The sequence below is a fragment of the Humibacillus xanthopallidus genome, from assembly GCF_006716675.1.
Classification (GTDB): Bacteria; Actinomycetota; Actinomycetes; order Actinomycetales; family Dermatophilaceae; genus Humibacillus; species Humibacillus xanthopallidus_B.
Window position 1 is genome coordinate 219,676 of record NZ_VFPM01000004.1, and the last position, 12,181, is coordinate 231,856.

General features: G+C 72.7%; 7 protein-coding genes. 1 reads left to right on the plus strand and 6 read right to left on the minus strand.

What is annotated here, in order from left to right; translation table 11 throughout:
* Positions 1-17 precede the first annotated feature (17 nt).
* The 6 genes from FBY41_RS20565 to FBY41_RS20590 form a co-directional block, all read right to left on the minus strand.
* Positions 18-1,742 carry a glycerol-3-phosphate dehydrogenase/oxidase gene (locus FBY41_RS20565; protein WP_141846683.1) on the minus strand — a complete coding sequence of 575 codons (1,725 nt, stop codon included), beginning with the start codon at positions 1,740-1,742 and terminating at the stop codon, positions 18-20.
* Positions 1,743-1,842: 100 nt separating this feature from the next.
* Entirely contained in the window at positions 1,843-3,642 is a 1,800-nt protein-coding gene (locus tag FBY41_RS20570) for a lipase family protein (protein ID WP_260439948.1), read from the minus strand.
* Entirely contained in the window at positions 3,639-5,018 is a 1,380-nt protein-coding gene (locus tag FBY41_RS20575; protein WP_141846687.1) for a GH1 family beta-glucosidase, read from the minus strand. The genes FBY41_RS20570 and FBY41_RS20575 overlap by 4 nt, the downstream gene beginning before the upstream one ends.
* A gap of 2 nt (positions 5,019-5,020) precedes the next feature.
* Positions 5,021-5,896 carry a bile acid:sodium symporter family protein gene (locus FBY41_RS20580; RefSeq protein WP_185749182.1) on the minus strand — a complete coding sequence of 292 codons (876 nt, stop codon included), beginning with the start codon at positions 5,894-5,896 and terminating at the stop codon, positions 5,021-5,023.
* Positions 5,893-8,073 carry a beta-glucosidase gene (locus FBY41_RS20585; RefSeq protein ID WP_141846692.1) on the minus strand — a complete coding sequence of 727 codons (2,181 nt, stop codon included), beginning with the start codon at positions 8,071-8,073 and terminating at the stop codon, positions 5,893-5,895. Before FBY41_RS20585 ends, FBY41_RS20580 begins: the two co-directional genes overlap by 4 nt.
* Positions 8,070-9,158: a mechanosensitive ion channel family protein gene (locus FBY41_RS20590; protein WP_185749183.1), complete on the minus strand. Its 1,089-nt coding sequence runs from the start codon at positions 9,156-9,158 to the stop codon at positions 8,070-8,072. Before FBY41_RS20590 ends, FBY41_RS20585 begins: the two co-directional genes overlap by 4 nt.
* A gap of 256 nt (positions 9,159-9,414) precedes the next feature.
* Here FBY41_RS20590 and FBY41_RS20595 point away from each other — a divergent pair, with 256 nt between their 5' ends.
* A complete protein-coding gene (locus tag FBY41_RS20595) occupies positions 9,415-12,153 on the plus strand; it encodes a helix-turn-helix transcriptional regulator (protein WP_141846696.1) in 2,739 nt (912 codons plus the stop codon).
* The last annotated feature ends 28 nt before the right edge of the window (positions 12,154-12,181 follow it).

The following is a 12,181-nucleotide window of genomic DNA, read 5'->3' on the forward strand; positions in this document are numbered from 1 at the left end:
CACCAGTCTAGGAAGACTCAGGGACTCTCGGGCGTCCTGCTGACCGGGATCCGCCGGGCATCGGGGGCGCTGAGCCGCTCGGCGTTGGCCTCGGAGTCGGCGAGCTCCTTCTGCGACTCGAGCTCGGCCTCGACCCGGGAGTGGTAGGCGCCGACCGCACGCGCGACCCGCTCGTCGTCCCAGCCGAAGATCGGGGCGACGAGCTGGGCGACGGCTTCGGCGCTCTCGATGCCGCGGTGCGGCGTCTCGATCGAGATGCGGGTGCGGCGCGCGAGGATGTCATCGAGGTGGAGGGCGCCCTCGTGCGTCACCGCGTAGACGACCTCGACCTTGAGGTACTCCTCGGCACCGGGCAGCGGCTCGTAGAGGCTGCGGTCGTTCTCGGCGAGGGCGAAGAGCTCGTGGACGAGCGAGCCGTAGCGCTGGAGGAGGTGGTTGATCCGCCACACCGGAAGGTCCTGGTGGCGCGCGAGCCGGTCGACCTGGTTGACGAGAGCGGGGTAGCCCTCGGCGCCGGAGAGCGGGATGAACTCCGTGACGCTGTCGGAGACGTCGCCGCCGATGTCCTCGCGGGCGGCGTCGACGGCGTCGGCCGCCATGACGCGGTAGGTCGTGTACTTGCCGCCGGCGATCGAGACGAGCCCCGGCTGCGGGCGGGCGACGGCGTGCTCGCGGGAGAGCTGGCTCGTGTCCTCGCTCTCGCCCGAGAGGAGCGGCCGCAGTCCGGCATACACGCCTTGGATGTCGTCGTGGGTCAGGGGCACGTTGAGCACGGCGTTGAGGTGCTCGAGGATGTAGTCGATGTCGGCGCGGGTCGCGGCGGGGTGGGCGAGGTCGAGGTCCCACTCCGTGTCGGTCGTGCCGATGATCCAGTGGGTGCCCCACGGGATGACGAAGAGGACCGACTTCTCGGTGCGCAGGATGAGGCCGGTCTCGGAGTTGATGCGGTCGCGGGCCACGACGATGTGCACGCCCTTGGACGCGCGCACGTGGAAGCGGCCGCGGCCGCCCGCCATCGTCTGGATGTCGTCGGTCCACACGCCCGTGCAGTTGATGACGACGGAGGAGTGCACCTCGACGCGCTCGCCGGTCTCGACGTCCTCGACGACCGCTCCGACGACCCGCTCGCCGGCCCGGAGGAGCTCGACGACGCGGGCCGAGGAGAGCACCGTCGCGCCGTATGCCGCTGCCGTGCGGACCGTCGTCATCGTGTGGCGGGCGTCGTCGGCCTGGGCGTCGTAGTAGAGCAGCGCACCGGTCAGTGCATCGCGCTTGAGCGACGGAGCGAGCCGCAGGGCGCCGGTGCGGGTCAGCTGCTTGTGGCGGGGCGTCGACCGGGCGCCGCCCATCGAGTCGTAGAGGGTGAGTCCCGCTGTGACGTAAGGCCGCTCCCACCCGCGACCGGTGAGGGGGTAGAGGAACGACACGGGCCGCACGAGGTGCGGAGCGATGCGCGTGAGCATGAGCTCGCGCTCCTTGAGCGCCTCGCGAACGAGGTCGAAGTTCATCTGCTCGAGGTAGCGCAGGCCACCGTGGAAGAGCTTCGACGAGCGCGAGGACGTGCCCGAGGCGAAGTCACGCTGCTCGACGAGCGCCGTCGAGAGCCCTCGTGTCGCGGCATCGAGGGCCACACCGGCGCCGGTGACCCCGCCGCCGATGACGAGGACGTCGAAGGCCTTGGTCGCGAGCCGCTGCCATGCTCGCGCGCGGTAGTCGGCGTCGAGGCGCACGGGTTGGGTCATTGCTTCCCCTTCGGTCCGGAACAGGCTCGTCCAGCCTAGTCGGGCGAGGCCGAGCTCAGGCTGAGCCTCAGGCTGAGCTCAGGCCGAGCTCAGGCCGAGCTCAGCAGGTGTTGCGGGCAGGCTTGCCGGCGAAGCGGTCCTGGGTCCACGTGAGCAGCTCGGGGATGAGGGGCGAGTCGGCCTCGACCAGCGGCACGTGGTCCTTGCCGGGGTAGGTCCGGTAGTCCACGGCGTAGCCCGCGTCGCACCGCCCCTTGACGTAGGCGTCCTGGGCCGCCGGGATGACGAGCTGGTCCGCGCCACCCTCGGCGAGCAGGAGCGGGGCGGCGATCGGGCCGGATGGGGTGTTCTCGACGAGCCGCTCGTGGAAGGCGCCGCTGTCGGGGTTGCCCTGCCACATCGGCTTGTCGAGCACGAGCGTCGAGGCGATCGACACGAGCGTCCCCGGCTCGGCCAGGCAGCGCTGGGCCATCTCGCGCACGAGGATCTGGGCGCCCGGCCGCACCACGTCGGAGAAGCGCACGTCGGGGTAGGTGCTCGTGTACGCCTGGACGACGTACGAGGCGAACAGCTCGCCGGCCGTGACGTTGTCGAGGTTGCGGATGAGGCCCGGCAGGTTGCTCGCGGGTGCCATCGCCGCCACGCCGTCGATCTTCAGCTCGGGCGCGTACGTGCTTGCCAGGATGCCGGTCCAGAGGGCCGCATGCCCCCCTTGCGAGTGCCCCCACACGACGGTGTCGTCGGCGAGCGAGACGTCCTTCATCGCGTGCGCGGCGCGGATGGCGTCGAGCACCGACCGCCCCTCGCCTTGGCCGATGAGGTACGGGTGGACACCGGTCGTGCCCAGGCCGATGTAGTCGGTGGCCACGAGCGTCCAGCCCTGCTGCACGACGCGATCGACGACGAAGAGCGCCCCCGACTCGAACGTCTTGTCGAGCACCGACGGTGCGCAGCCCGGCGAGGCGCCGGTGGTGCCGTGCGCCCACGCGATGACCGGGGTCGGCCCCGCTGCAGCCTTCGGCGTGACGACGAGGGCGCTCGCGACTGCCGGCACCCCGTCGTCGCTCGTCGTCGTGTAGAGGATCCGCCAGCCCTTCGCGTCGGCGGGCACGGCCCGGGTGAACGGCTCGACCCGCAGCAGCTGCCCCGGCTGGCTCGGCACGTCGCCCGGCGGGCTGTAGAACGCGTCCGGCTGTGGCGTCCCGCGGTGCAGGGCGAGGCTGACGAGCATGAGGACGACGGCGACGGCAGCGCCGACGACGGTGCCGGCGAGGCGCCACCAGCCCGGCCGTGCCCTCCCCGGTCGGGTGGCTGCCGGCGCGCCGAGTTCCGTGTCGCGGCCCCGGGCCCGGCGGATCGCGTCGATGACGAGCCGGACGCCGAGCAGCACGACCTTCGCGCCGAACACGACCGCGATGACGAGGACGCTGACGTCGGGCCACGCGAGAGCGAGCAGACCGAAGACGATGGACGCTGCCCCGCCGATGATCCCGTTCCACCGGGCGGTGCCCCGCGCGCTCGCGCCGGCGAGGACGTCGGCGATCCCGCCGAGCACGAGGGCGAGGCCCACGACGACGGCGACGACGCGGATCGTCGCTCCCGGCCAGACGAGGACGGCGAGGGCAGCCGCGAGGTAGAGAACCCCCTTGACGACCGGCCACCGCCGCGAGCTCTGCTCGTCGTCGCGGGCGGCCAGCTCGCCGAAGCCCGTGACGACGAGGCCGACGACGACCGCGACGAGCAGCACGGCCAGAGACGAGAAGGGGTTGAGGGTGAGGAAGGCCCCGACGAGCACGGCCACGACCCCGACGAGCAGCTGGAGCACCCAGGGCGTGCGTCGTCGGGTCGCGCGCCGTTCGCCCGTGTCGGGATCTTCCTGGGCCGTTGTCGTCACAGTCACACCACCTCGTTGCGACGGGACGCCTCGCGGAACCACGAGGCGCTGAGCTTGGGGGTACGTCGTTGCGTGTCGAAGTCGACATGGACCAGCCCGTACCGGTTGCGGTAGCCCGCGATCCACTCGAAGTTGTCGATGAGGCTCCAGTGGAAGTACCCGCGGACCGGCGCGCCCTCGGCGGTGGCGCGCTGGAGCTCGCCGAGGTGGCTGCGCAGGAGCATGATCCGGGAGGTGTCGAGGACCCGGCCGTCGACGAGGTCGTCGGTGGCGGAGCACCCGTTCTCGGTGACGTAGATGGCGGCCGGGTTCCACACGCTCGTGACCAGACGCGGGCCCCAGTACATCGACTCGGGGCTGACGTGGTGCCAGCGTGCGAAGTGCGGGTGCGACGGCTGGAACGGCAGCAGCTCGTAGCCGAGCGGGTGCGCCTCGTCGTCGCTGGCGCGCACGTAGTGGTTGGCCTGGTAGATGTTGACCCCGACGAAGTCGAGGGGGCTGCCGATCGTGTCGAGGTCGCCCTCGGCGATCCGTGGGGCGTCGGCGCCGGCGGCCTCGAGGTAGCCGTCGGTGTAGCGCCCTTCGAGCATGACGGTGAGCAGCCCGGCGTTCGTCTCGCGCATCGCGACCTCGGCGGCGCGGACGTCCTCGGGGCGGTCGGTGACGGGCACGCAGATGACGCTGTTGTCGGCAGGGCCGACCTGGGCCGCAGGCCCGCCGTGGGCGCGGACCGCCTGGACGGCGAGGCCGTGCGCGAGCACGGCGTGATGGCGCACCTGGTTGACCTCCTTCGCCGCTAGCCGGAGGCCGGGAGCGAGCAGACCCGTGCCGTAGCCCGAGTCGACGAGGTTGGAGAACTCGTTGATGGTGAAGAAGTGGTGGACGCGGTCGCCGAGCCGCTCGGCGACGAGGGCGGCATACGCCCCGAAGGCCTCGGCCGTCGAGCGCTCGACCCAGCCGCCACGGTCCTGCAGCGCCTGGGGCAGGTCCCAGTGGTAGAGGGTCGCGAACGGCTCGACCCCGGCGGTGAGCAGCTCGTCGACGAGGCGGTCGTAGAAGCCGAGCCCGGCCTCGTTGGGGGTCCCCGTGCCCTCGGGCAGGACGCGCGGCCAAGCGATCGAGAAGCGGTATGCCGTCGCGCCGAGGTCGCGCATGAGCGCGACGTCCTCGCGGTAGCGGTGGTAGTGGTCGCAGGCGACGTCGGCGTCCGCCTCGACGAGCATGGCGCCGGGAGTGCGGACGAACGTGTCCCAGATGGACGCTCCGCGGCCGTCCTCGTCGACGGCACCCTCGACCTGGTAGGCGGCCGTCGCCGTGCCCCAGAGGAACCCGTCAGGGAAGGTGCGAGAGATGCGGTCGTGGTGGTCGGGTGTGCCGGTCATGGTCACTCTACTCTGACGGTGACGCTGGGCGCCTCGGCCGCGAGCCGCCGCTGCTGCCACGAGACGTAGGGCTTGACGACGATGCCGATGAGGACGGCATAGAGGATGACGGTGGCGCCGAACGACTCGGTGGGGAAGTTCGCGGCGGCGATGCCGATGGCGAGGCCGGGGTTGCGGCTCGCACACGCGATGGCGAGCACGATGGCGTGGTCGCGGACCGGCCCGCCGAGCATGTGCCCGACGAGCAGCCCGATGAGGACGAACAGCGTCATCGCCCCGAGCGTCGCGAGGCTGGCGACCTTCAGCAGCGAGGGGCCTGCGACCACGAGCAGTGCGACGACGGCGAGGAGCATGATGAGGTTCGCCGCCTTGCCCACCGGCTCACGCAGCCGCTCGGCCGCCCGCGGCGCGACCCGCTGGACGAGGTAGCCGAGCGCGAGCGGCACGAGCACGGTGAGCACCATGGTGCGGGCGATGACACCCGGGTCGACGCCGAAGGGACGGCTCATGATCCGGCCGAGCAGTGCCGTCATGGCGGGCACGATGACGATCGACAGGAGCGAGACCGCGAACGCCAGCCCGTAGGCGTACGCGTGGTGGCCGCCGGAGGCGAGGGTGGTGCGGGGGAGGAGCTGCGGGATCGGCGAGAGCGCGAGGACGACGAGCGCGACCCGCGCGGCGTGCGGGAGGTCGAAGGTGACCTCGATGGCGAGCGCGACGACGGGCATGACGACGAACATCGCGACGAGGGAGACGAAGAGCAGGCGGGGTCGACGCAGGACGTAGCCGATGTCCTCACGGGTCGCTCCCAGCCCGGCCCAGAAGACCGTCGCGGCAACGCTGAGCTGGAAGGCGATCGACAGGGCGCCCACGATCACCGCCCGAACGTGCGCGGTTCGAGCTCGACCTCGGCCGACAAGCCGGCGTCGCCGCTGTCGTGCGCGAGGGCGACGCGGTAGGTCCCACCGTCGATGCGCCAGCACGAGCCGGACGTGTCGTAGCGGGCCAGCGACCGGGGGTCGGCCTCGAGGTGGACCGTGGCGGACGCGCCGGGCTCGAGCTCGACGCGGTCGAAGGCGAGGAGCCGGACCCGGGTCCTGCCGTCGACGGAGCGCAGGTAGAGCTGGGGCACGTCCGCGCCGGGACGGTCGCCGGAGTTCGTCACGACGACCCGGGCGGTGACGGTGGCACCCCCGGTGACGGCGAGGTCCGAGTGCTCGAACGTCGTGTAGCCGAGCCCGAAGCCGAAGGGGAAGAGCGGCGTCTTGTCGTGCAGGGCGTACCAGCGGTGGCCGACCTCGGCGCCCTCGTCGTAGGAGATCTCGACCGGGGTGCCCCACGGGGTGCCGAGGCCGGGCAGCTCGGGACGCGGCGTGTCCTCGAGCGACCGCGGGAACGTCAGGGGCAGGCGTCCCGAGGGGTTGACCCGTCCGGTCAGGACCTCGGCGATGGCCCGTCCGCCGGCTTGGCCCGGGTACCACGCCTGGACGACGGCGCCGACGTCCTCGAGCCAGGGCATGACCACCGGGTTGCCGGTCTCGAGGACGACGATCGTGCGCGGGTTCGCCGCGGCGACGGCGCGGATGACGTCGTCCTGGCCCCACGGCAGCGCGAGGTCGGCGAGGTCGAAACCCTCGCCCTCCAGCCGGACCGCCACCACGACGGCCACGTCGACGCGCCGGGCGAGCAGGGCCGCCTCGGCTGGCGACATGCCGGGGTCGTACTCGACGGTCGCGTCGGGCAGGGCCTGGCGCAGCTCGGCGACCGGCGAGGAGGGCAGGAGGTAGAGGTTGCGCCCCACACCCATGACGCCCGGGCCGCCGACCTTGACGACGCCGGCGAACCCACCGTGCGGGGTGACCGCACTCGAGCCCGTGCCCGTGGCCACCCCGAGCTGGGCGTGGCCGCCGATGACGCCGATGCGCAGGGCCTCGCCCGCCACGAAGGGCAGCACCCCCTCGTTGCGCAGCAGGACGACGCCCTCGCGGGCGGCCCGCAGCGCGACATCGGCGTGCTCGGCCTCCTGGGCGGCGTCGAGGGGGACGGGCCCCGACCACGTGTCGGCGCCGACGGCATACACCGACCGCAGAATGCGACGGACCATGTCGGACAAGCGTTCTCGCGGGAGGCGGCCGTCGGCGAGAGCATCCGGCAGGTCGTCGAGGAAGGGCCGCCTGCCCCACAGCATGGTGTCCATCTGGGCGCCGGACTCCTGGTCGAGCCCAGCGAGGGCGAACTCCCAGTCGAGGGTGGCGCCCCAGTCGCTCATGACCCAGCCGGGGTAGCCCCAGGCGTCCTTGAGCACGTCGGTGACGAGGTGGCGGTTGCCGCCCGCGTACTCGCCGTTGATCTTGTTGTATCCGGTCATGACGGAGCCGGGGCGGGCCCGTTCGACCGCGAGCTCGAACGCGAGCAGGTCGGACTCGCGGTGTGCGGCCGGCTCGATCCTGGCGTCGAGCCAGTGCCTGTTGGTCTCGTTGCAGTTGAGTGAGAAGTGCTTGACGGTGGAGATGACACCCTGCTCCTGGATGCCCTCGACGGTGCGGGCGGCTAGGAGCGCGGTGTGGAGCGGGTCCTCCGAGAGGTACTCGAAGTTGCGGCCGTTGCGGGGCTCCCGGGCGAGGTTGATGCCGCCGGCGAGCTGGACGTTGAAACCTCTGGCCCGTGCCTCGCGGCCGAGCGCGACACCCCAGGCGTGCGCGAGGTCGGCGTCGAACGACGCGCCGAGGACGAGCCCGGCGGGCAGCGCGGTCGCGGTGTCGCCCGGGCGGTAGCCGGGGTTGGTCACACCGAGGCTCGCGTCGCTCATCAGCAGGGCGGGAAGGCCGAGCCGTGGCACCCCGGGCACGTAGCCCGCGCTCATCGGCACGTCCTCCGGGATGCGGGGGTCGCGTCCCGGGCTCACGGGGTTGCTGCCCATGACGCTGACGACGAGGGCAAGACGCTCCTCGTCCGTGAGCTGCTGCTCCACGGCGCTCGCTCTCGCGTCGGGGTCGGACACCACAGCTCCGGCATGCGCATCCGCTGGTCGGTCGAGGTCGTCTTCGATGCTCATCCGGCTCCTCCTCGGTTCACGTGTGGTTCACCGGCCCCGACGGCCCGGCCCACCTCGACGAGGTGGCGCTGCCGCGGCACCGTCTCGAGGCCCTGCTGGACATGGACGACCAGTCCTTCGCGCACCTCGCGCAGCAGGTCGGCGACGTTGTCGCTGCGGCCGGTGCTGACGAAACAGCGCAAGGTGATCGAGCTCTCCGACGTCGCTTCGACGACGAGCCTCGCCACACTGCCGTCCCAGTGCGCCGAGCGGCGGACGAGCCGTTCGAGCTCGGCGCGGAGGTCATCGACGTCGGCGCCCCAGTCGACGAGCAGGTCGAGCTGCCCGACGACCTGCGAGCCGGCGTGCGTCCAGTTCTTGAACGGCGTGGTCGTGAAGTACGTGCACGGGAGGATGAGCGTCGTGCCGTCCCAGATGCGCACGGCGACGTAGGTCAGCGTCACCGCCTCGATGTGGCCCCACTCCTGGTCGATGACGACGACGTCGCCGACGCGGATCGCATCCGTGAAGGCGATCTGCATACCGGCGAAGACGTTGCCGAGGGTGGTCTGGGCCGCAAGGCCGGCGACGATGCCGAGGACCCCGGCCGACGCGAAGAGGCTGACCCCGAGCTGGCGCACCCCCGGTATGGACCAGAGCACGGCGGCGACGGCCACGAGGACGACGAGGGAGACGGCGATGCGCCGCAGCAGCGTGATCTGCGTGCGCACGTGGCGGGCCCGCAGGTCCTCGAGGCTCTCCGGGAAGCGGGCGAGGGCGGCCTGCTCCACCGCGTGGGCCACGACGATGAACAGCCACGCGATCGACGCGGTGAGCGCGATGGACAGCAGCTGGGCCACGACGTCGGCCCAGGGTCTCGCGAGCGCCTGGTTGTAGGCGATGAGCGCGGCGAGGACGCAGATGGCGACGGTGGGTGAGCGGCCCGTCGTGCCGCGCACGCCCGAGACCCCCCAGCGGCGCAGCAGGCGGCGCAGCAGCCGCGACGCCACCAGCCCGACCGCGGCGGCGGCGATGGTCACGAGCGCCCCGACCCACACCACCTGCCCGATGCCGGCGTCCTCCAGCGCCGGCGATGACGTCAGCATGCGGCTCGCCGGGACGGTTGGTCCACGGCGGAGCGGGGTGCGAACGTGGCCCGTCGCGATGTCGCGTCGACGACGATGCGTGTGCTCATGGACCCTCTTTCTCGTCGCGGACCCCATCGCCGACGCTAGGGATCCACCTCGGGTGCCGAATCACGCAAACGCGTAGTCCGCGGACCTCCGGCGAGACGCCACGACGTGCCACAAAGGATGGACAAGGGGCTGGGCGGAGGCCGTCTGCCCTTCGTATGCTCCGGTCATGCTCCTGGGTCGCGAGGTGGAGCGCGCGCGTCTGCGCGAGCTCGTGGCCGCTGTCCGCGGTGGACGCTGCGCGACCCTGCTCGTCTACGGCGAGGCAGGCATCGGCAAGACAGCCCTGCTCGACCACCTCGCCTCGGACGCGTCGGGGTGCACCGTGGTGCGTGTCGCGGGGGTCCAGGCCGAGATGGAGCTGCCCTTTGCCGGACTGCAGCAGGTGTGCGCGCAGCTTCCCGACCTCGGAGGGCGCCTGCCCGAGCCGCAGCAGGCGGCGCTCGAGGTCGCGCTCGGTCGCACGACGGGCGGGGCCCCGGGTCGCTACCTCGTGGGTCTGGCGTTCCTAGGGCTCGTCACGGAGGCGGCGACGCAGGCGCCCGTGCTCGTCGTGGTCGACGACGTGCACTGGTTCGACCGTGAGTCCGTCGACGCGCTGGCGTTCGCCGCCCGGCGACTCCAGGCGGACGCCGTCGGTCTCGTCGTCGCGGCGCGGACGGAGCTGGTGCCCGGAGCCGTTGCCGACCTGCCCCCTCTCGAGGTGCCGCCCCTCGGCCGCGAGGACGCCCGGGCGCTGCTCGGCTCGGTGGTGCCGCGGCTCGACGACGCCGTGGCCGCGCGCATCGTCGGTGAGCTGCACGGCAACCCCCTGGCGCTCGTCGAGCTGGCCCGGGCCGTGGGCCCCGATGGGCTCGCGGGCGGGTTCCGGGTGCCGGCCTCCGGGCAGGACGCTCCGGTCCCGGCCCGCATCGAGGCCGCGTACCGCGACCGTGCCTCCGCCCTGCCCGCGGACACGCGCCGGATGCTCCTGCTCGCGGCCGCCGAACCCACGGGCGACCCCGCGCTGCTGTGGCGGGCCGCTGCAGCGGAGTCGATCGGGCCGAGCGCGCTCTCACCGGCCGAGGAGGACGGCCTCGTGTCGGTCGGTGCCCGGGTGGTGTTCCGCCACCCCCTCGTGCGGTCGGCCGTCTACGGCGCGGCCTCCCCCGAGGAGCGTCGCCGCGTGCACCGCGTGCTCGCCGAGGCCACCGACGCCGTCCACGACCCCGACCGCCACGCCTGGCACCTCGCCAAGGCGGTGGTCGGCACCGACGAGGCGATCGCGACCGAGCTCGAGCGCTCGGCGGTGCGGGCCCGGGCGCGGGGCGGGGTCGTCGCGGCGGCAGCCTTCATGGAGGAGTCGGTCCGTCTGACCGGAGACGCGCGCTGCCGGAGTCGACGCGCCCTCGACGCTGCCCAGCTCGGTGAGCTGGCCGGGTCTGCCGACCGGGCAGTGGCGATGCTGGCGCTTGCCGAGGACGGACCGCTCGACGCGGTGGAACGCGCGAGGGCCACGCACCTGCGGGGCCGCATCTCCTTGACTGTCGAGCGCGGGACAGATGCCGTGCCGCTCCTCGTCTCGGCTGCCGTGCTCATGGAGCAGCACGACGCGCGCCGGGCTCGCGACATGCACCTGGAGGCGCTGACGGCAGCGCTATTCGCGTGCAGCGACGGTCACGACATCGACGTGAGGTCGGTGGCGGCGAGGGCGCGTCAGGCGCCGGATCCGGGGAGCCGGCGAAGTGTCACCGACACGCTGCTGGAGGGGCTCGCCACGCTCGAGCTCGACGGTCCGCAGCCAGCCGCGGAGATGCTCGGACGCGCCCTCGAGGCCTTCCGCAGCGATGCCCTCCCCGACGATGACGCCCTGCGCTGGCTCTGGCTCGCCTGCCGTGTCGCCGTGCTCCAGTGGGACGACGCCTCGTGGGCGGTCGTGGCCGGTCGGGGCACGCAGATCGCGCGGGAGGCCGGCTCGCTCGTGGCGCTGCCCGCGGTGCTGAGCTCGTCCGCGGCCCTGCAGTCGCTCCGCGGCGACGGAGCGCTGGCCCGGCACCAGGTGGAGGAGGCGGAGTCGCTGTGGCGGTCGGTGTCGGCGGTGGCGCCGCCCTACGGTGCGATGACCGTCGAGGCGTGGCGCGGGCGGCCCGACCGGCTGGGTCGCCTCATCGAGGATCATCGCGACGGTCTCATCGCCCGGGGCGAGGGCATGGGCCTGGCTCTCGCCGCGTGGTCGACGGCGCTCGTGCGGGTGGCCGAGGGTCGGTATGCGGAGGCTTTCGACCATGCCCGTGCTGCTGCGGCCTACCCGGAGGCGATCATCTACTCCCGCTGGGCGCTCGTCGAGCTCGTCGAGTCGGGGGTCCGCAGCGGGCACGCCGACGCGGCCGCCGAGGCCCTGGTACGCCTGGCGAGGTCGACGCAGGCGAGCGGGACCGACTGGGCGCTCGGGGTGGAGGCCCGGTGCCGCGCGTTGCTCGCCGACGGCCAGCGGGCCGAGGCGTTCTACGCCGAGGCCGTCGAGCGACTGGAGCGCACTGCGCTTCGCGCGGAGTCCGCGCGTGCCCACCTCCTCTACGGTGAGTGGCTCCGCAGGCGTCGTCAGCGGGCGCGAGCGCGCCTCCATCTCAGCCGCGCTCACGAGGAGTTCTCGACCATGGGTGCGCAGGCCTTTGCCGCGCGAGCCGCGGCAGAGCTCGTCTCGACCGGCGGCTACCCGAACCGTGGGCACGAGATGTCCCCGCCACGGCTCACGGCGCAGGAGGAGCGGGTCGCGCGCCTCGCGAGTGCAGGGAGCTCCAACGCCGAGATCGCGGCGCAGCTGTTCATCAGCCGCAGCACGGTGGACTACCACTTGCGCAAGGTCTTCGAGAAGCTGGGCGTCGACTCGCGGACGCGCCTGCACCTCGTCCTGCCGTCGTCCTCGTGACGGTGCGAGACGGCGACGGTACGGTCTG